The following is a 19,169-nucleotide window of genomic DNA, read 5'->3' on the forward strand; positions in this document are numbered from 1 at the left end:
GACCGGAAACTGAACGGCCGGCACACACCCCACTGAAACGAAGCATCATCCGCGCCACGTCACATCGGTGACGGCACGATGAGCTTGGCCAGCGTCGGGAAACGGCTGGGCTGGCCGAGCAGCAGTCGCACCAGCTCGTCCAGCCATTCGCTGCCGCGGTCTTCGGCCGGCGGCACGTAATCGACCAGACCGAAGCGTTCGACGTTCTGCAGCGTCAAGCGCAGCGTCAGCGTCCGGTAGTCGGCATTCAGTTCAACCCGGCCGCGCACCTCGGGCGCGACGTCGAATATCTGCGCACGCAGCCGGTTCAGTTCGTCGCGCGCCGGCTGTTCCTCGAAACGCAGGCCGTGCTCGCGCAGCGCCAGACGCAGCGTGTCGGCCGCCAGCGGATCGCGCTCACAGCGCAGCACCGACTGCCCGCGCAGCAGCCAGGACAAGGACACGCGCACCAGCTGGTCCGGTGCCTCGGCGCCGCGGTTGCGGGTGTTCACATCGGACGCCTGCCAGGCCAGGCCACGCAGGACGCCGAGCCCGAGCAGCGGATAGTCGCGCGCCACCTGCGGCTTGATCACGTTGAGCTGGGCGCTCAACTGGGTGAAGTAGTCGCGCACCAGCAACAGGCGGTTGGACAGTGCCTGTTCCGCTTCGGTGCGGACCGCACGCTCGCCACGCTGCATCTGCGCCGTGTGCGCACGGATGCGCTGCGCCTCGCCGGCAAGGTCGGCGAGCAGCGACGACGCAGCCGGCGGATCGGCAGGCGACAGCGCTGCGCGCTGCACGGCCGGCGCCGGCGGCGGGGGCGCTTGCGGCGGCGCCGGCATTTCGTGCAGCGTGGGGAAGGCGACGGCCGGCGCTGCCTGTTCGCGCAGCGGCCGCTGCGCCGAGGCGGACGCCGCCTGCCCGATCGACGGTTGCGGTGCGCCGCGCGCGGCGAAGGCGTCGATGTCGGCCGCCAATTCGGCCAGCACGTCCTCGACCGGCGCCTTCGGTCTGCCCGACTGCCCGCGACGCAGGATGGGCGCCGGCCCGGTATCAGTCGGCAGCACCTCGGGCAGCGGGTCTGCGTCGCGTACAACCGGGGCAGGTCGCACGCCGCGCAGCGCCTCTGCCAGCGCCGACGCGTCGGCGTAGCGCTCGATCGGCGACTTGGCCAGCGCCTTCATCACGACCATGTCCAGATCCGGCGGCACGTCGGGATCGATCGCACTGGGCGTCGGCGTCGGCGCATAGGCGATGTTCTCCAGCACGGTAGATAGCGAGCCGGTCAGCGGCGAACCGAAAGGCGGACGACCAGCCAGCATTTCGAACAGGATGGCGCCGAGCGAGAACACGTCAGAGCGCGCATCCGGCGGCAAGCCCTGCACCTGCTCCGGCGACAGATACTGCGGCATCGCCGGCAACGCATCCGGCGACGGCGAGGGCAGCGCGAAATCGGTGACGAACACGCGTCCGTCGCCATCGACCAGGATGTTCGACGCCTTCAGCCCGCCATGCACGATGCCGGCGGCGTGCGCATGGGCCAGTGCATCGGCCGCCTGGCTGCCTATGCTGCGTACCCAGTCGAAGGCCATGCGCGGCAGCGCGTCGAGCAACTGACGCAGCGAGCGCGCGTCCAGCCGCTCGACCGCCGCCCAGGGCTGCCCGTCGTCGGCCACACCCTGTTCGATGATGCGGACGATGCCCGGGTGCTGCAGCGAGGACGTGGCAAGCAGACTCTCACCGAGTTTGCGCACGTAGTGCGCGGGGTCGGCGGCGAGATCGGTACGGAAGGTCTTGATTGCCAGCAAGCGGCCGCTGCCGGCTTCGGTGGCTTCGAATACGGCGCCGCGCTCGCCGCGACCGATTTCGCGGCCGAGCACGTAACGCCCCAGCTTGCGCACGGCATCGCTCATGCGGACCGCTCCACAGGGCGGCGGCCGCAGCGCGCGGCAAGCATCGGACGGGAAACTGGAACAGGGGTGCAGGCCATGAGCGCGATATTACCCGCGCCGGCTGCGCAATATGCAGGATCGGAATGCGAACCGGCGCATCGACGCGAAAGAAGACACGTGCCCACGGGCAAGTGTCTCGCGCCTCATCCGGTCAGCGCCGATTACTCCTGGCTGCGGTAGATGTCACGCAGGAAGGCGTCGGGGTCGGCCACCGCGCTGCGCTGGCGTACCGCCTGCACACGACGGCCGGCCACGGCGGCGTCGAGCTGCGGCAACCAGCCCGCGTTGAGCACTTCGTCTCCGTAGTCCTGGGCGCGGCCCAGCGACTTCCCGGTCATGAAATCGAACAGATCCATCTTTCTCTTCCCGTACCCGACACCATGGCTAACGGCGGACAGCACTGCCAGCTTGAATCATCCGAAGGGCCGACGCGGACATGCATCGAAACTTCACAAACCCATGCCACAGCACCTGCGTTCGCGGCCTCGTGACAAGCTTTTGTCGGCCGTCTTGCTGGACTACTCTGGAGAGGTCTGACCTCCTCCCCGCACACATGTTTCATCACGGCATCGTGCTACTGATCGCACTGTTTGCTTACGGCACCGTTACAGCCGGCGACGGTCCGCTGGCGAACCAGGCAGCGATCGACGCCGCACGTGCGCGCTGGCAAGGTTCGCCGCAGGCCAGCTGGCTCGCGCGCATCCTGCCGCCCTCACTCGACGCCGCCTCGCTGCCGGAACCCGGATCGCGCGGCGCCGCGTTGCTGGCGCGCTACTGTGTTCAGTGCCACCACGTTCCGAATCCGGCCATGCATCACCCCGACAAGTGGCCGAAGATCGTCGACCGCATGGTGGTGCGCATGCGCGGACACGGAAACCGTGGGGCGCTGATGAAAGACATGATGGGCGGCGTCAAGGCGCCAGACGAGGAAGAAGTACACATGCTGATCGGCTACCTGCGACGTAATGCACAGAAACCGATCGATGCAGCGCGCTATCCGGACCTCGACACGCGCGGTCGCAGCTTTCGCGACGCCTGCGACCAGTGTCACGTGCTGCCGGAGCCGTCGAGCCGCACCGCTGGCGAATGGCGACATGTGGTCGCGCGGATGGAGAGGAATATGGCGTGGATGAACCGCGTGGTCGGCTCGCGGGCGATGCCGGGCGAACCGCAGCTGCGCCTGCCCGACATCCTGGCCTATCTGCAGCGGCACGCCGCACCGGGGCGCCGGGGTTCGTGACTGCGGGCGCTCGGTCCGCCGCGTGACGGACCGAGTGTCAGCCGGTCAGGCGCCGGCGTTGCAGCCCTGGACCTCTGGCTGAACCGCCGACAGGGCGCCGGGCAGCCAGTCGAGCATGCGTTGCGCCACCTTGCGCCAGTCGGCCTCCAGCATCATGCCGTGCCCCATGCCCGGGAAGACGTGGGCCGGCACACCGAGTGCGCGCGAGGTCATTTCGGTCAGCGCCGGCGGGATGATGGGGTCGCACTCGGCGCCCAGCACCAGCATCGGCGGACGATGCATGCGCGCCGGCTGAGGCAGGTTGAACAAGGTCATGTCCCAGATCACGCGTGCCGATTCCGGCTGCACGCGACTGGCCATCTGCTGCAGGCGCTCCATCGACACCGGCTGCGCGAACAGCGCCTCGCGCAGTGCGTCGAGCGAAGTCGCGCCGCCGGCCAGCAGACTGTTCAGTTCGGACATCAGATCCGGCTTGCGCATGACCAGGCCGACCGCCGACGCCCACAGCCCCTGCGGCGGCACCGACGCCATCAGCACGGCAGCGGGCACCTGTCTCACCTCGAGACACTTCTGTACCACCATGCCGCCCATCGAATGTCCGATCAGCACCGGCGGGGTGTCGAACTGGTCCAGCACGTCGAGCACGTCGCGCACGTAGTCGTCGAGACTGATCAGGTCGAGGTATTCGCGACCCGGGCTGCCGCCGTGGCCGGACAGCGACAGCGCGTGCGCCTCATAGCCGGCTTCGGCAAAGCAGGGCAGGAAGTGTTCGTCCCAGCACCAGGCGGCCGTGTAGGCGCCATGCACGAACAGCAGCGGCACCGGCCGCGACCTGACGTGAGGCGTGCGGGTAATGACTTCCAGTGGTCCGTGACGCTTCATCATTGTTGTTCGCTCCTGCAGGTTCCCGACACTGTAACCTGAAGCATGTATCGGGCCTGCAACCACGGCACGGAAATATTCAAACTGCGACAGTCCGGGCGGCGGTTCTGCCGATCGGCTCGTTCACCGTCGAGGCGACTGGAGAGGACCCGACCGCGCCGTTCGCCCAGCGCGACTCGCGGAACCATTTTTCAAGGGCTTCGGCCGGAATCGGCTTGCTGATCAGGTAACCCTGGGCGAGGTCACAGCCGAGCAGGCGCAGTCGATCCAGCACGCCTTCGGACTCCACGCCCTCGGCCGTCACCTTGAGACCCATGTTGTGCGCCAGTTCGATTGTCGAACGTACGATGATTTCGTCGTTCGGATTGTCGAGCAGGTGCATCACGAAACTGCGGTCTATCTTCATCTCGCTGACCGGCATCTGCCGCAGGTAGGACAGCGACGAGTAACCGGTGCCGTAATCGTCGATCGACAGCGCGCAGCCGGTCTCGCGCAGCACCTGCAGATTGGCCAGCGCGCGCAGGGGATCGTCGAGCACCGCGCTCTCGGTGATTTCGAGCGTGATCAGGCGTGCCGGACAGCCATGGCGTTCCAGCATGCCGGCGAACAGCGCCGGCAGTTCCGGGTTCAGCAGGTCGCGTGCTGAAATGTTCAGCGACACGTTCACCTCCAGCCCCTGCCGCAGCCACTGCCCGCACTGGCGGATCGCCGCGTTCATCACCCACAGCGTGATCGCCTTGATGTAGCCGGTCTGCTCGGCGAAAGGAATGAACTCGAACGGCGGCACGAAACCGCGCGTCGGGTGTATCCAGCGCACCAGCGCCTCGACGTGGTGAACCGCGTCCGGCGCGGTCGCCACCTTGGGCTGGTAATAGAGCACCAGTTCATCGCGCTCGACCGCCAGCCGCAGCTCGCTCAGCAGCGACAGCCGCTCGACGTTCTGGTCGTGATGCCTGGGGTCGTAGATTTCGGCCATCGTGTTGTGACGCTTGGCCAGATACATGGCGACGTCGGCGTGGCGCAGCAGCGACTGCGCGTCGCTGCCGTGCGCCGGGCAGGCCGACACGCCCATGCTGGCGCTGACGTCGACCATCTGGCCGTCGAGGTTCATCGGCCGGTTCATCGCTTCGGCGATGCGGTGGGCCACGCTGAGCGCCTTTGACGCGTCGGCGCCCGGCAGCATGACCGCGAACTCGTCGCCGCCCAGTCGTGCCACCTGATCGCGCACGTCGCGCAGCGTTTCGCGCAGCCGTCGCGCCACCTCGCGCAGCAGCAGGTCACCCAGTTCGTGCCCCAGCGTGTCGTTCACCATCTTGAAACGATCCACGTCCAGGCACACCACCGCCAGATCGCTGCCGTCGGCGGCCGCTGCGCGCAGCGATTCTTCCAGCCTGTCTGTGAAGTAGGCGCGATTCGGCAGGCCGGTCAGTACGTCGTAGTAGGCCAGTTCGCTGATGCGCGTTTCGCGCAGCGAGATGGCGTCGGTCATGTGAACGAAGGCGTTGGCGAGCTGGCCGATCTCGTCGCCGCGCGCCACCGCCGGCGGCGCGCCGTACTCGCCGGATTCGACACGACGCGCGAATTCCGCCAGCCGGACCACTGGCGAGGCGATCGAACGTCCCATGAAGGCACTCACGGCGAGCGCCAGCAGCGTGCCGATCAGCGTAAGCCCGGTCCAGTCACGATACAGCCGGTTCCACGGCGCCAGCGCGCGCTCCAGCGACAGTTGCAGTACGGCGCCGACCTGCTGTTGCGGGCCGGCGTCGATCGGATGCATCAGGCTGACGTAATCGCGGTCGCCGAGCGTCAGCGCCTCCTCCCGCAGGGCGCTGTTCGCCGACAACTCACCGAGCAGCGCACTCTGCAGCGGCTCGTTCAAGGTGCTCGACGCCAGCACCCATCCCTTGTCGCCACTGCGCCGCACGAAACTGACTTCGAGGCCGGTCACGCTCTTAAGGTCATTGGCCAGACTCTTGTCCACGCTGAAGCCCATCACCACCCAGCCGACCGGCACCGGCGCCATCACCGGCACCACGACCAGCTGGTAGAGCATGCCGGACACCACGGCGAAGCCGCCGCTGTGTGCGCCGCTGCGCGCGCCCTCGATCAACTGGCGCAGGCGCTCGGGCGTACGTCCCGGATTGAAGGACGAACTGGCAACGATGGACTCGTCCAGCGCCAGAAGCAGCATCACGTCGGCACGGATGCGCCCGCCGTGGTTCGCCAGCGCCGATTCGATCGTTTCTCTGTCCTGGCTGAGCAGCGCCTCACGAAAACCGTAGTCCGCCGCCAGCACGCGCGCCGCCTGGGTCAGCTGCGACGCCCGTTCGTCGACCAGGCGCGCGAATACGCGGTCGCCGGTCTTCAGGTCCGCCTGAGCGTCGGCCATCGCACTGCCGCGGCCAATCTCACCGAACAGCAGCAGCCCGCCGATCTGCGTGACCAGCAGCAGCGCGGCGCACCAGGCCGCGATCTTCCATTTGAGACTGAAGCGCATCGACTCAGGGCCTCAGTTCGACCTTGACCGTTTCGGTCTGGTCACCGGCGATGCGTAGCGGCCGCGGCGGAATTTCGGGCATGCCGAGGCGGCGCGGATGCCACAGCTGAAGCTGATAGTCGCCGGTCGGCACGTCGGCGATGCGGGCCACGCCGTCAGTCTGCGAGATCGCCGACCACGGCGTATCGACCACGACGACGTAAGCCGCCATCTTGTCGTGGATGTTGCAGCCCAGCACGACGACGCCCTGCTTGTCGAACACCACCGGTTTCTCGGGTTTGCCGGCGTAGAGCTTCAGCTCGAAAACCTTGGCCGCCGAGAAGGAATAGACGTGATGGCGCACCGTGTCGTTGTTCGGAAACTCGATCGCAGTGCCGGTCTGCACAACGCTGATCGCCGGCAGGAAGGTCTTGTTGCGCTGCTCGATCTGCGCCGGTCTGGCGGCGGGCAGGGCGGCACGCGCAACCGGAACCAGCGACACGACGACGCTGTCCAGCGCATTGCCCGATCCGTCGCCGGCCTTGATCGTGACCGTGGCGGCCTGCGCGGGCAGGCCGGTGCCCACCAGGACAACGGCGACAAGCAGGACACGACGGAAATGATGAAACACGATGACGGCGCAGGGCACGGCGGTTCGCTCTGATCGATGACTGCCTGATTAACGGACATCGCCACGGTCCCTTGAGGCGGGCATCTCATCCGACCGGGCGAGAGGGACGAGACAACTGTCTCAAGAGCGGGCCTGTGCAGCCGTGATCAGGTCGGTAACCATGCGGATCGCACCGCCGCGGCGCCGCGCAATCGAACGACGACATACGGATCCTCACGATGAAACATGCTTTCGCTTTTCCCGCTGCAGTGATCGGCGTCACCCTGCTCGCCACCGGCTGCGCCGGTCTGTCCGACGCCGGCGGCACGCCGCGCAAGGAAATCGTCCGCGCGGTCACGCAGTCGCACCATCTGGTCAGCTTCAACGCCGGGCAGCCCGGCCGGCTGCTGTCCGACGTCGCACTGAAGGGTCTGGCAGCGGGCGAAACGGTGCTCGGCATCGATTACCGGGTCGCCCGCGGCGAGCTGTATGCGCTCGGCAGCAGCGGTCGCGTGTTCCGGGTCGATACCGCGAGCGGGCAACTGACGCCGGTGGGCAACGAGAAATTTTCGCAGCCGCTGAACGGCGGCCAGTTCGGCTTCGACTTCAACCCGGCGGCCGACCGCATCCGCATCGTGTCCGACACGCGGCAGAACCTGCGCGCCCACCCGGACACCGGCGCGCTGGTCGACGCCTCGCCCGATACGCCGGGCCTGCAGGCGGACGGCACGCTGCACTACGCCGCTGGCGACGCGAACGAAAAGGTGGCGCCACGGGTGGTCGCTGCCGGCTACACCTACAACAAGGACAACGAGAAGCTCACCACCAACTACGCGATCGACGCCGCCACCGGCGCACTGGTGCGTCAGGGTTCGGTCGAGGGCGAACAGCCCGTCGTGTCGCCCAATCTGGGCAAGCTCTACACCGTGGGTTCGCTCGGCGTCGCCGGTGTCACCGACGCCCACTTCGACATCGCCGATCTGAACAACGCCGCCTTCGCGGTACTTGGCACGGCCAAGGAGGCCGCCGCCCAGTTCTACGAAATCGACCTGAAGACCGGCAAGGCGACGCGCATCGGCAAGGTGGGCAACGGCGAAGCGCTGCGCGGCATCGCGATCGAACCCTGACGCGGTCAGGTCACCCGGCGGCGCTCATTCGTCGGCGAACTCGCAATGGCCGGGCCCCAGCTCGGCCGCCTGGGTCGCCGCACGACGGGCCGCCGCGAACATCGATTCGGCGCCGATGTAGCGGGCGTCGGCGATGGCGATGCCGACCGCCACCGGCACCGAAATGTCGCGCCCGCCGACGTTCAGCGGCGCCGACAGCTCCTGCACCAGCCGGCTGGCCAGCTGCGACACGGCCGGTATCACCTCGTTCGAGCCGGACAGCGCACGCGCCGCCTCACCGGCGCGGAAATCAGTCAGCAGCACGGCGAACTGGTAATTGTCGAGATAGGTAATCGCCGCCCCCGGGTAATTCACCGGCCGGAAGCGGCGCGCCACCGTGGCCAGTATCTGTTCGGCCGCCTCGGCGCTGCTGCTCATCACCGGCTCGGCCAGGCCGCTGGCGTCCACCCACAGCAGCGCGAACGGAAGCTCGTTCACCTGCGACTGATGCAGCGTCCACGCCAGCAGCGCGTCGAAGATGGCGCGGCTGGTCATGCCGGTGCGCGCCTCGAACCACATGCGCCGGCGCGCCTTCTCTTCCGCACCGCGACGCTCGCTGACGTCGGTGATGAAGCCCTCGATCGCCAGCAGCTCGCCCTGCGACGAAAACACGCCGCGGCCCTGCTCCCACACCCAGATGTAGTTGCCGCTGACGTCGGCGATGCGGTACGAAATCTGGTAAGGCTTGTGCTGCGCCAGATTGGCCTGCACCTGTGCCCACAGGAATTCGCGGTCCTCCGGGTGCACCAGGCTGCCGAAGGCAATGCGGTGATTGTCCACCAGTTCCCACGGCTCGTAGCCGATCAGGTCCACGCTGCCGTCGCTGACGAATTCCATCGTCCAGTCCGGGTCGTTGCGACCGCGATACACCATGCCCGGCACGTTGGCGAGCAGCGTGTTCAGATAGCGCCGGCTGGAACCGAGGTCTTCGCCGCGCCGGCGCCGCGTCACTTCGGTCATGGTGCCGACGACGCCGAGCAGATCGCCGTCGGGCAGTGTGCAGGTCTGCGCGCGCAACATGACCCAGAACACGGTGCCGCTGCCATTCACCATGCGCACTTCGGTATTCAGGTGATCGAGCTGCCCACCGGCGACCGACAGCATGCCGCGGTCCACCGCGTCGCGGTCCTCCGGGTGGATGGCCACAGACAGCAGCCGGCCACGGCTGTCCGCCATGCTGCGGCCGGTGAGCCGTTCCCACGCACGGTTCACGTAGGCGATGCGCCCCTCGGCGTCGGTCTTGAACAGCACCAGATCGAGCTGGTCGAGCACCAGCGACATCGAGTTCTCGACGCCGTCGCGCACGGGTGCGGTCGCCGCATCCGGGCTGAACTGGATGAGCAGGCTGCCGGGCACAGAAGACAGCGGCGAAATGCTGGCGTGCATCTTGATCGCGCCACCGTCGGAGCGCACCAGCCGCAGCACGCCCTCGGCGTCCGACGCGTCTTCGCCGCCGGCGATCGCCATCAGCGTCGCGAAGCGCGCGTGATCGACCGGGTGCAGCAGGTTGGTGAAGGGCAGGCCGACCACCTGATCGCCGCGCCCGCGGTAGTTCAGCAGCGCGAGAAAGGCCTGGTTCGCAAAAGTGATCTGCTGCCCCTGAATCGTGACCGAGGGCGACGAAATGTTGTGGCACAGTTGACCCGCCCACTCCATCTGCTGCGCGCTGGCCTCGGGCGGATGCGGGCGACCGACGTACCAGGGCAGACGGCGCGCCAGGCCGAGCATGGCCAGCCCGCTCAGCACGACGGCACCCGGCAGCGCGTACGCCGTCGCGGAGCCGTACCACGAACCGACCACTGCAGCGAACAGCAGCGCCAGTATCCAGGCTGAAAACACGTACAAAGTCATGGTGATCCGTTCTTTCTTCGGCCCCAGCGGGCGCTATCCCTTATATACCGGATTGGTCGCCACTCTGGCGGGCTGTGCGGTCGCCGCCGTGCTCAGCATCTGGGGCAGCGTCGAGATCGAGCGTCAGTTCGAGCAGGTGTTCGGCACGCTGGTCGACCTCTGTGCGCAACGGACGGACGGCGTCGACTCGGCAGTTTGCACGGCTTTTGCCGGGGTCGAACGCACGCTGCTCGAACGCGTTGCCGTGATGCTGCTGTTGCAGGGGCTGTGCTTCGCCGTCATCGTCGCCGGCGCCCTGCTGATCGCGCAACGCGCACACCGCGTGCTGGTGCGCCGGACCGAATCGGCGCTGTCGCTGATGCCGGACAGCGCTCGTGCCCGCGGTCGCGACGAAGTCGAACGGCTGGTCGACAGTCTGGCGGAACTGACGGCGCGCCAGGCGGGCTTCGAGGCCGAAGGCCGCTGGCGCCAGCAGGTCAGCGGAGAACAGCTGCGCCGCAAGAGCCAGGCGCTGCAGACGCTGCACCAGGTGGCGCGCATGTTCACCGACGGCGACGTATCGGAGTTCAGTCTGCGCAATGGCCTCGCCCTGCTCGAAACCTCGCTCGGCGCACAGACCGCGGCACTCTGCCTGAACACGCCGGCGCACAAGGCGCTGGGCACCGGACCGCTGCTGTGCACCCGCGGCGAGCCGGCCATCGTGCGCCAGCTCGGCGCCGAACAGAGCGCGCGTGAAGTCAGCGCGCGCGTGGTGCCGCCTTCGGGCGACTGCACCGCGCATTCGCTGGTGGTGCCGGTGTGTCGCGGCGACGTATCCGTCGGCACGCTGGTGATCGAATTTCCCGAAGTCGCGCGCGTCGACGACCCGCAGGTCAATCTCGCCGAAAGTTTCGCCCACCTCGCCGCGCTGGCCATTTCCAGCATCAGCCGCAGCCAGGAGGAAAGACGGGTGGCGCTGATGGAGGAGCGCAGCGCCATTGCCGGCGAACTGCACGACTCGCTGGCGCAGTCGCTGGCCTATATGAAGATCCAGGTGGCGCGGCTGCAGCGCGGACTGGACCGCGAGAAGCATCCGACCGACGTCGCCCAGGCGGCGCGCGAACTGCGCGAGGGGCTGTCCGCCGCCTACCGCGAAGTGCGTGAGCTGATCGCCGCCTTCCGCGTGCGCATGGGCCCCGGCGGTCTGCTGTCGACGGTGCAGGACGCGGTCGACGATTTCGCCCAGCGCAGCGGTCTGGACATCAGCTTCGTGCACGACCTCGGCCGCTGCCACCTCGAAGTGAACGAGGAATTCCACGTGATGCAGGTGATCCGCGAAGCACTGTCGAACACCGTGCGCCACGCGCGCGCCTATCATGTGTGGGTGAGCATGCACTATGGCCCCGAACACCTGCTGAACGTGATCGTCGACGACGACGGTCGCGGCCTCACCAACCCGTACGCCGAAAGCAACCACTACGGCCTGAGCATCATGCGCGAACGCGCTCGCTCTCTCGGCGGCGAAGTGTCGGTCGTGCATCGCCCCGGCGGCGGCACGCGCGTGCAGCTCACCTTCGCGCCGCAGAAACTGCCGGTCGGCCAACTAGACGAAAGTACCGCATGAGCATCCGCATCCTGCTGATCGACGACCATCCACTGTTCCGCAAGGGCGTGGCCCAGCTGGTGCGCGCCGACGACGAACTCGAACTGGCGGGCGAAGTCAGCGACGGCGCCAGCGGCATCGCGCTGGCCGCCGAACTCGACCCCGACCTCATCCTGATCGACCTCAACATGAAGTCGATGAACGGCATCGAAACGCTGCGCCAGCTCAAGGCCTCCGGCGTGCGTGCGCGCTGCGTCATGCTCACCGTGTCCGACGACGAGCGCGACGTGCTCGACGCGATGAAGGCGGGTGCCGACGGCTATCTGCTGAAGGACATGGAACCGGAAGAACTGTGCGCCCGCATCAAGCAGTCGGTCGGCGGAAATGTCGTGCTCGACGCCAGCGTCGCCGGCCTGCTGGCGCACGCGCTGAACGCACCGCCGGCCGCCTCGCACAGCGACCTGACCGAACGCGAGCGGGAAATCCTGAGCCTGCTGGCCGACGGCCGCAGCAACAAGGAAATCGCCCGCGAACTGGGCATCTCGGATGCCACCGTGAAGGTGCACATCAAGCATCTGCTGCGCAAGCTGAACATGAAGAGCCGGCTCGAAGCGGCGGTGTGGGCGCTGCAGAACCCGCAGTTCAGGCAGATGATGGCGGGCTGAAAAAGACAGCGCGCAGCCGTCCGGTAAGCTGAATGCTGCGCGCTGTACAACGGTGCCTGCAAGGCACCAACGAGGTCATTCAGAACGTGCGCTTCACGTAGAGCAGCCACTTGCTGTCGCCGGTGTCCTTGCAGCGGATGCCGTTGTCGCAGATCGTGTAGAAGTTCTTGTCGGCATTGGTGTCGACATACGCCACTGCCGCCTGCCAGCCCCCTTCGAAGTTCTTCGTCACGCCCACCTTCCAGTCGGTGAAGTCGTAGTCGTCGTAGTTCTTCACCTTCTGGTGACCGACGTGAACGTTGGCGATCCACGACGGCATGAACTCGTAGTTCGCGTTCAGCTCGATGTAGTCCGACCCGTCCGAATCCGCACCGAAGGACTTCTTGCTGAAACCGAAGTAGTCGGTCACCGCGTACGAGTACTTCAGCTGGATGAACTTCCACGTCACCGCCGCGTTCAGTTCCAGCGTGTTCAGGGTTTCGGTGCCCCCACCTGCCAGATCGAGCTTGCCGCCCGGGAAGATGAACTGCAGGAAGCCGACGTCGAAGGTCCAGTCATCGATGGTCTTGGCGAAGCCACCGTACACGTCGATCTCGCCGGTAGCGTTCGACAGTGCCAGGTCGCTCACATTGGTGCCCCAGATGCCCAGGTAGGCGCCACTCGAATGCGCGAGGTCGAAACCGCCCTGCACCGCCGGCTTCTCCTGCGTGTAGCTGATGCCGCGGAAAATGTACTGCGAGAACAGGCCTACGTTCGCGCTGACCGTATAGGCCGGTGCGGCCGCTTCTCCGGCAAACGACGACAGCGGCAGCAGGCCTGCCAGCATTGCGGGCAGCAGCCCCTTCATTGGTGTTCTTTTCATCTTCAAACGCTCCTCTTGCGGTGGGTGAAGCGCCGGGTCAGTGCCCGACACGAGTAGTGAGGGATTGCGCCTGCAGCCAGCGCAGCGCACGCGCCACTGCGTCGGCCGGCGCGTGCAGGTGATGGCCGATGTCGCTCGGCCCGGCCGGCGCGCCGGCCTGCAGCAGTTCGTCGAGCCGGCCAAGGTCTATGCCATCGATGAAGCGCACACCGCGCGGATGCTCGGCACTGACGACGACACGGCGCTCGACGATGAAGCCGTCCTCGACCACCGGTCGCGTCGCAAACGCCGCCGCGGCGACCGAGGCGCGCGCCAATGACGAGGCAACGGGTGGCTGGGTCACCTGCCGCCAGAAGGGCTCGTCCGACCAGTGCGTCTCAGCGGCATAGTGCCGCCGCGCCGCCTCGACGCGCGAAGCGAACACCGTCTCGATGCGTTCGCGCAGATAGCGCTGTGCCACCGCCGTCTGCGCCGGCCGTCGCAGCAGCGTGTTGATGACGGGCACCGCGGCAATGGCACCGGAGGCCGCTTCGAACATGCCGTGACCGGACAGCGGATCGCAGGTGTAGGCCGCATCGCCGACGCGCAGATAGCCGTCGCCGACCACGCCGCCGCGCAATGCCGCCTGTATGCCACGCGCCCGCGTCGTACCCGCCGGCTTCAACTGCATGCCGAAACGTCGTGGCAGACGCGTGAGCTGCGCCAGCGCTGCCGCGTGCGCCAGATCGAGGTCACCGCCGACGGTCGCCACGCTGGCCGGCTGCACGACCACCTGGATATGGGCACGGCCCTGCGGATCGACGCCGCCCCAGGCCCAGCCGGACGGGAAGGATTCGATGAAGGTCGTGCGCGGCTGCGGCCGCGCGCCGTCGAAGGTGCGGCCCAGCGACACCAGCGTCGGACCGGCACAGCGGTCGGGCGCCATCTTCGGCGCCGTATGGCCGCGGCACTCGGCGAGCAGCGCGGCCTCGGTGCGCTGCAGCCGGCCCTCGCCGTCCTCCCAGCACACGCACCAGCCGCCGTCGTCGCCACGCTCCAGTTCGCGCACCAGACCGTCGTGCAGGTCGACGCCTGCTGCTCTCACGTCGCGCAGCAGCGCCGCGTCGAAGGCAACGCGGTCGACAACGAACTCGCCGTTCATCTCGACCTCCTGCGCGTTCCAGCTGGACACGCGATGCCAGCGCGGGCCGAGCAAGGCCAGCGCCTCGTGACAGCCGAGCAGCTTCAGCGCCTCGACCACACGCTGCGACAGCCCCTCCACCGCCGGCGCCGTGCGTCGCCGCCCGATGATCTGCGCCGGTATGTCATGTCGCGCCAGCGCGATCGCCAGCAGACTGGCGGCCGGGCCGGCGCCGAGTATGAGCAGCGGATTCATCCTTGCACCTCCCTGTGTGTCGGCATTGGGCGCAATGCGAGCCACAGCGCGCCGAGCGAAGTCAGCGTCAGACCGATCCACAACAGCGACGCGAAGGGCAACACCCGCAGCACCACCACGGCCTGAGCGGCCTGCGGCCCGCCTTCGAGCGCCGCCACCGCAGACGAGGTGGCGACCCACAATTGCAGATCACGCGCCCAGCCGCGGTCGATGAAGGGATGCAGCACATAGCCGGGCTGGTCGGCGTAACGCGCATAGCGGTAGTCGAGGATTTCGCAGATCTGGCGCACCGGCCCGGCGTAGCCGGCGATCGCGCTGCGGGCGTCGCGGTACAGCGTCTGCCCCTGCAGCACGCCGTGCTCCGGCGTCGAAATCTCGATCTGCGCCAGCGCGCGGAAGCTACCCTTGTCCTGTGTGCGACCGCCGTCTGGCGCGCGGTCCACGTCGAGGCCGGTGACGCGCACCGCATAGCCCTGATGCGCGCGCTGCCACGCTCCGTCGATAGCGACCAGGTGCTGCGAATAGCCATTCAGCGCCGTCGCCAGCAACCCGCCCCACAGCGCGACCACCGCACCGAGATGCAGCAGGCCGAGCGGCAGCAGGTAGCCGGCGGTACGCCGGCTGCGCCAGGCGCCGTGTGCGCTCCAGGCGGCGCAGCCGAGCGCCAGATAGGCACCAGCGATCAGGGCGGCGTCGATGCGCGGCAGCACGGCGGCGATCTGCTGCGACAGCACGCCGCTGCCGGCGTAATGACGGGCCAGCAGGCCGCCGTGCTCGAACATGGCGGCGCAGGCCAGTGTCGCGACCGCCAGCGTGATCCAGCCCAGTCGCGCCGACAGCCGGCGGGCGAAGAACCAGCCGCCGATCAACCCGGTCACGACCATGGGCAACAGCAGCAGACGCGCCAGCCCGTAGCCATCGACGTCCCACTGCGCGAAGGCCGCGCGCAGCGCCGGCAGTTCGGAACCGCGTGCCCAGTTGCGCAGCGTTTCGAAGAAGGGCTTCAGATCGTCCGGCCGCGGCAGGCCTTGCGCGCTGGCGTAGAAAGCCCAGGCGAGATGCGCCGATGCGGCCAGGCCGATGAACACGAAAATGAGCTGCGTCGCGCGCAAGCCCCAGGCGGCGAGGTTCAGGCGTTTCGCATTCGGCAGCGGGCGCACCGCGCGCAATCCGTGCAGCCACGCGGCCAGTCCGGCCAGCGACAGCAGGACAGCCAGCGTCATGTGGGCCGCCCAGGTCGACGCGCCGACGTAGCGGTGCGAACTGGCGAGCACCTCGTTGCGCGTGATACCCATCGCGATCGCGGTCAGCACCGCCGCCGCCAGCGCGGCGAAAGGCACCCAGCGCCACATCGTGCGCCCGGGCCGCCAGCCGCCGGCGCCGTGCAGATGGGCGGCGAGCAGGCACCACACGGCGAACACCGCGGTCTGCACCGGGTCCCAGTGCCACACCTGGCCGTACATCGCGTCCTCGAAGGCCCACACCATGCCGAAGCCGATGCCGGCGGTGAGCAGTGCCCAGGCCCGTCGCGCGTGCGTCAGTGCGCCGCCCGGCCAGCGCGTTTCCCGGCCGCCGAGCGCAGCCAGCGCGGGTGCGGCGAGCGACAGTGTCCACGCATAGGCGGCGAGGATGAGTGGCGCGTGCACCAGCATCCAGATCTTCATCAGGTGCGCGTTCATGCCCTGCGATGCCGACCTCTGCAGCCAGTCGACCGGCGTCGCCGCAAACGGGCCGAGCCAGGCGGCGGTCAGCGCATACCAGGCCGCCAGCAGCGCCGCGACGTCGATGCGCTGGCTGCGCCGCGCCGCCCCGCGTGCAGCCAAGGTGCTGAGGAAGGCGGCCAGCAGCAGCGTCGTACCTTCGTCGCCACCCCACAGATTGGCCAGCTTCAGATGCAGCGGCAGCTCCGCTCCGCTGTAGATCCAGACATAGCGCAGGTCGAAGCGGTCGGCCAGCAGCAGCACGGCGAGCGCGATCAGCGCGCCCCACAACAGGCCGGCTGCGGCGCGGAGCAGCGCGGCACGGCGGGCGCTCGCCACGCCGGCACACAGCGCGGCCGCGCCGGCGACGGCGAGCAGCGCATCGCCAAGCGCCGGCAGCACGGTACAGACCAACGCCGCCAGCGGCACGACGCCCCACAAAAGGCGATCACGCATGACGACGCTCCGGTCCGACATGGATTGCCGCGCTTTGCAGCCGCGCGCGCAGATCGCCCGGGACAACGCCCTGCGCAAGCAGCGCGGCGATCAGCCCGCTCATCCGCGCGGTGGCGATGCTGGCACCTCCGCCGCGTTCCGGATGACCGGCTTCGATCAGCGCGTGCGTGCCGAAGTCGGCCGCAGCGGTCGCCAGCCACGACAGCTCGCCCGGCGCGCAGCGCGCATCGCCGGTGACCGCGATGCAGTGCGCGAAGGCGGCCGGGTACGCCGGCGCGCCGCGCGCAGGCGCCGATGCGACCAGCGCGATGCCGGCGTCGGCGGCGTCGCGGCAGGCCTGCGCCAGCCGAGGGCTGGCGGTGGGCATGCCGAAGCTCATGTTGATCAACTGAACGCCCTCCCCGATCAGCCAGTAGAAGCCGTCGAGCACCGCATCGACCGTGGTTTCACGGCTGCGGTCGAACACCTGTGCCACCGCCAGCCGCGCCTGCGGCGCGTGCGCAAGCACGCAGCGCGCGATCTGGCTGCCGTGGCCGCGCGCATCGGCGTCCAGTGGCGCGGCTCCGGAGGTGGCATACACCGCGTCGCTCAAGCCGCGGTCCAGCGCACTGTCGAGCAGACCCACGCGAACGACGACGGTCATGCGGCGGCCTGCGGAAAATCGATGACGCAGTCGAAGGCGAGCTGCGACAAATCGCGGTGACTGACCACGACGCGCGTCGCCTGCGGCAGCAGCGCGTCGATCGCCGCCAGCGTGCGCAGTTCGAGCGCACCGTCGAGAGAGGACGTGCCCTCGTCGATCACCAGTACCGCTGGCGACATCAGCAGCGCGCGCGCCAAGGCGACCCGCTGCCGCTCGCCGCCGGACAGCGAGGCGCCGCGCGGCCCGACCGTCGCCTCCAGCCCGCCGGGCAGACGCGACAGGAAGTCGCTCACGCCGGCCGCCTGCGCCGCCTGCTCGACCTCGTCGCGACGCGCATCGGGCCGGCCGTAGCGGATGTTGTCGAACAGCGAGCCGGTGAACAGCACCGCCTCCTGCGACACGACGACGACGTGCCGGCGCAGCGTCGCGCGGTCGATGAGCTGCAGATTCACGCCGCCGATGGCCATCCAGCCAGCTGACGGTTCGAAGTGGCGATGCAGCAGATCGGTGAAGGTGGATTTGCCGCTGCCTGAATCGCCACGCAGCCACACGCGGGCGCCGGCGGGAATGCTCAGGTTCAGGCCGCTGAAGGCCGGATGCGCCGCGCCCGGATAGCTGAAGGCGAGGTCGCGCACCACCAGGTCGCCGGTCGGCAGAACGTCTGCCGGCAGCGGCGCCGCATCGTCCGGCACGTCGAGCGAACGCAGTTCGTCGACACGGTTCAGGCCAACCTTCACGCGCTGCCACTGCAGATAGAGCCCCATCAGCGCATGCAGCGGCGCGCTGGCGCGCTGCACGCAGGTGGCGAAGGCGACCAGCGTCCCCAGAGTAAGCGGCTCGCCGGCCAGCATCGACAGGCTGCCGCCGACGAAGATGCCGATCACAGCGAGCGACAGCAGCAGGTTGGGGAAAGCGCCGCCCAGATAGCCGAACAGCTGCAGCGACAGCAGGCGCTCGCGCACCGTGCCGTGCAAGGCAGCGAGCCGTTCCAGCTCGCGCCGCTCGGCGGCGTGCGTCTGTATGCAACGCACCGCACCGACCTTCTCGACCAGAAAGCTCGACACCTCGACACCGGCGTCGCGCGACTGCTGCGACAGCTTCTCGATGCGCGGTCGCACCCAGGACAGCACGATGCTGTTGAGCCCCATCAGCAGCGCGAGGAAGAGCGCCAGCTTGGGGCTGAGCATCCAGAGCAGCACGACGGTGCCGATCAGCGTGAGCACCGAATTGATCGCCGACAGCACGGCGTCGACGGCGAAGCGCTGCACCTCGCCGAGGTCGCCCTCCAGCCGCGTCAGCAGGTCGCCCTGCCGCATGCGCGCGAAAAAGGCCGGCGACAGCCGCAGCACATGCGCGAACAGCGATTCGCGCATGCGATGGAGGATGCGCGCCGACGCCGCCACGTGAATGCGGCGGCAGGCGAAGCCGACCGCCAGCGCGGACAGTGCCAGCCCGACCATCCAGCCGCCGCTCGCCAGCACCGCCGCGCGATCGTGCGCGAGGATGCCGTCGTCAATCAGCGCCTTGGTCAGCAGAGGCTGGGCCAGGCCGGCCAGCACGGCGAGCAGCGACAGCAGAAGCACGGCCGCCAGCGCCGGCCACTCCGGCCGGATGAAGTCGCCGGCCCAGCGGTAGAGCGCGCCGAGACGACGGCCGCCCTGCCCCGCAGGCAGCGCCGCGACCGGCGCGGCGCTGCCTGCGGGCGCATGGAGTGCTTCTGCCCTCATGCC

At 68.4% G+C, this 19,169-nt stretch carries 15 protein-coding genes; 4 read left to right on the top strand and 11 right to left on the bottom strand.

Translation table 11 applies throughout. The features are described 5' to 3' along the window. Positions 1-59 precede the first annotated feature (59 nt). On the bottom strand, positions 60-1,892 hold the full coding sequence (locus METFAM1_RS0112335) for a serine/threonine protein kinase (RefSeq protein WP_024300669.1): 1,833 nt from the start codon (positions 1,890-1,892) through the stop codon (positions 60-62). 200 nt (positions 1,893-2,092) lie between these two features. Further along, positions 2,093-2,287: a hypothetical protein gene (locus METFAM1_RS0112340; RefSeq protein ID WP_019915591.1), complete on the bottom strand. Its 195-nt coding sequence runs from the start codon at positions 2,285-2,287 to the stop codon at positions 2,093-2,095. A gap of 197 nt (positions 2,288-2,484) precedes the next feature. On the opposite strand from METFAM1_RS0112340, the gene METFAM1_RS0112345 reads away from it, so the two are divergent. After that, positions 2,485-3,171: a hypothetical protein gene (locus METFAM1_RS0112345; protein ID WP_019915592.1), complete on the top strand. Its 687-nt coding sequence runs from the start codon at positions 2,485-2,487 to the stop codon at positions 3,169-3,171. Positions 3,172-3,216: 45 nt separating this feature from the next. On the opposite strand, the gene METFAM1_RS0112350 is transcribed toward METFAM1_RS0112345, so the two are convergent. The 3 genes from METFAM1_RS0112350 to METFAM1_RS0112360 all read right to left on the bottom strand — a co-directional run bounded on the left by METFAM1_RS0112350 (position 3,217) and on the right by METFAM1_RS0112360 (position 7,160). Beyond that, the gene (locus METFAM1_RS0112350; protein WP_024300670.1) at positions 3,217-4,056 is read right to left on the bottom strand and encodes an alpha/beta hydrolase; all 840 of its coding nucleotides are present in this window, start codon (positions 4,054-4,056) and stop codon (positions 3,217-3,219) included. 76 nt (positions 4,057-4,132) lie between these two features. Then, complete coding sequence (locus METFAM1_RS0112355) at positions 4,133-6,550, bottom strand: putative bifunctional diguanylate cyclase/phosphodiesterase (protein ID WP_019915594.1); 2,418 nt, start codon at positions 6,548-6,550, stop codon at positions 4,133-4,135. Positions 6,551-6,554: 4 nt separating this feature from the next. After that, positions 6,555-7,160 (bottom strand): methylamine utilization protein, encoded by a 606-nt coding sequence (locus METFAM1_RS0112360; protein WP_408630417.1) that lies wholly within the window; start codon positions 7,158-7,160, stop codon positions 6,555-6,557. A gap of 218 nt (positions 7,161-7,378) precedes the next feature. On the opposite strand from METFAM1_RS0112360, the gene METFAM1_RS0112365 reads away from it, so the two are divergent. Continuing rightward, the gene (locus tag METFAM1_RS0112365) at positions 7,379-8,266 is read left to right on the top strand and encodes a DUF4394 domain-containing protein (protein WP_024300671.1); all 888 of its coding nucleotides are present in this window, start codon (positions 7,379-7,381) and stop codon (positions 8,264-8,266) included. A gap of 24 nt (positions 8,267-8,290) precedes the next feature. Here METFAM1_RS0112365 and METFAM1_RS0112370 read toward each other — a convergent pair whose 3' ends face one another. After that, on the bottom strand, positions 8,291-10,156 hold the full coding sequence (locus tag METFAM1_RS0112370) for a sensor domain-containing diguanylate cyclase (RefSeq protein ID WP_019915598.1): 1,866 nt from the start codon (positions 10,154-10,156) through the stop codon (positions 8,291-8,293). On the opposite strand from METFAM1_RS0112370, the gene METFAM1_RS0112375 reads away from it, so the two are divergent. Together METFAM1_RS0112375 and narL are read left to right on the top strand one after the other, a co-directional pair. Continuing rightward, on the top strand, positions 10,155-11,759 hold the full coding sequence (locus METFAM1_RS0112375) for an ATP-binding protein (RefSeq protein WP_027490915.1): 1,605 nt from the start codon (positions 10,155-10,157) through the stop codon (positions 11,757-11,759). The two genes, METFAM1_RS0112370 and METFAM1_RS0112375, sit on opposite strands and share 2 nt — an antisense overlap. Further along, the gene (gene narL / locus METFAM1_RS0112380; RefSeq protein ID WP_019915601.1) at positions 11,756-12,403 is read left to right on the top strand and encodes a two-component system response regulator NarL; all 648 of its coding nucleotides are present in this window, start codon (positions 11,756-11,758) and stop codon (positions 12,401-12,403) included. Before METFAM1_RS0112375 ends, narL begins: the two co-directional genes overlap by 4 nt. Before the next feature lie 79 nt (positions 12,404-12,482). On the opposite strand, the gene METFAM1_RS0112385 is transcribed toward narL, so the two are convergent. The 5 genes from METFAM1_RS0112385 to METFAM1_RS0112405 are packed head-to-tail and all read right to left on the bottom strand — an operon-like array spanning position 12,483 to position 19,166. Beyond that, positions 12,483-13,250: a TorF family putative porin gene (locus METFAM1_RS0112385; RefSeq protein WP_019915602.1), complete on the bottom strand. Its 768-nt coding sequence runs from the start codon at positions 13,248-13,250 to the stop codon at positions 12,483-12,485. A gap of 52 nt (positions 13,251-13,302) precedes the next feature. Next, positions 13,303-14,640, bottom strand: coding sequence for a flavin-dependent monooxygenase QhpG (qhpG, locus tag METFAM1_RS0112390; protein ID WP_019915603.1), 1,338 nt, complete (start codon positions 14,638-14,640; stop codon positions 13,303-13,305). Then, positions 14,637-16,796, bottom strand: a complete 2,160-nt coding sequence (gene ccsA / locus METFAM1_RS0112395; RefSeq protein ID WP_019915604.1) for a cytochrome c biogenesis protein CcsA — start codon at positions 16,794-16,796, stop codon at positions 14,637-14,639. The genes qhpG and ccsA overlap by 4 nt, the downstream gene beginning before the upstream one ends. Continuing rightward, on the bottom strand, positions 16,789-17,439 hold the full coding sequence (gene qhpE, locus METFAM1_RS0112400) for a subtilisin-like serine protease QhpE (RefSeq protein WP_019915605.1): 651 nt from the start codon (positions 17,437-17,439) through the stop codon (positions 16,789-16,791). The genes ccsA and qhpE overlap by 8 nt, the downstream gene beginning before the upstream one ends. Next, the gene (locus tag METFAM1_RS0112405; RefSeq protein WP_019915606.1) at positions 17,436-19,166 is read right to left on the bottom strand and encodes an ABC transporter ATP-binding protein; all 1,731 of its coding nucleotides are present in this window, start codon (positions 19,164-19,166) and stop codon (positions 17,436-17,438) included. Before METFAM1_RS0112405 ends, qhpE begins: the two co-directional genes overlap by 4 nt. Positions 19,167-19,169 lie beyond the last annotated feature (3 nt).

This window comes from Methyloversatilis discipulorum (genome assembly GCF_000527135.1).
GTDB classification, from domain to species: Bacteria; Pseudomonadota; Gammaproteobacteria; order Burkholderiales; family Rhodocyclaceae; genus Methyloversatilis; species Methyloversatilis discipulorum.

Bases quoted from the DNA above. Each gene is read 5' to 3' on its own strand.
- METFAM1_RS0112335 (WP_024300669.1), bottom strand. From the start codon at position 1,892: ATGAGCGATGCCGTGCGCAAGCTGGGGCGTTACGTGCTCGGCCGCGAA.
- METFAM1_RS0112375 (WP_027490915.1), top strand. From the start codon at position 10,155: ATGGTGATCCGTTCTTTCTTCGGCCCCAGCGGGCGCTATCCCTTATAT.
- METFAM1_RS0112385 (WP_019915602.1), bottom strand. From the start codon at position 13,250: ATGAAGGGGCTGCTGCCCGCAATGCTGGCAGGCCTGCTGCCGCTGTCG.
- METFAM1_RS0112340 (WP_019915591.1), bottom strand. From the start codon at position 2,287: ATGGATCTGTTCGATTTCATGACCGGGAAGTCGCTGGGCCGCGCCCAG.
- METFAM1_RS0112405 (WP_019915606.1), bottom strand. From the start codon at position 19,166: ATGAGGGCAGAAGCACTCCATGCGCCCGCAGGCAGCGCCGCGCCGGTC.
- ccsA (WP_019915604.1), bottom strand. From the start codon at position 16,796: ATGCGTGATCGCCTTTTGTGGGGCGTCGTGCCGCTGGCGGCGTTGGTC.
- METFAM1_RS0112355 (WP_019915594.1), bottom strand. From the start codon at position 6,550: ATGCGCTTCAGTCTCAAATGGAAGATCGCGGCCTGGTGCGCCGCGCTG.
- METFAM1_RS0112350 (WP_024300670.1), bottom strand. From the start codon at position 4,056: ATGATGAAGCGTCACGGACCACTGGAAGTCATTACCCGCACGCCTCAC.
- METFAM1_RS0112370 (WP_019915598.1), bottom strand. From the start codon at position 10,156: ATGACTTTGTACGTGTTTTCAGCCTGGATACTGGCGCTGCTGTTCGCT.
- qhpG (WP_019915603.1), bottom strand. From the start codon at position 14,640: ATGAATCCGCTGCTCATACTCGGCGCCGGCCCGGCCGCCAGTCTGCTG.
- METFAM1_RS0112365 (WP_024300671.1), top strand. From the start codon at position 7,379: ATGAAACATGCTTTCGCTTTTCCCGCTGCAGTGATCGGCGTCACCCTG.
- qhpE (WP_019915605.1), bottom strand. From the start codon at position 17,439: ATGACCGTCGTCGTTCGCGTGGGTCTGCTCGACAGTGCGCTGGACCGC.
- METFAM1_RS0112345 (WP_019915592.1), top strand. From the start codon at position 2,485: ATGTTTCATCACGGCATCGTGCTACTGATCGCACTGTTTGCTTACGGC.
- narL (WP_019915601.1), top strand. From the start codon at position 11,756: ATGAGCATCCGCATCCTGCTGATCGACGACCATCCACTGTTCCGCAAG.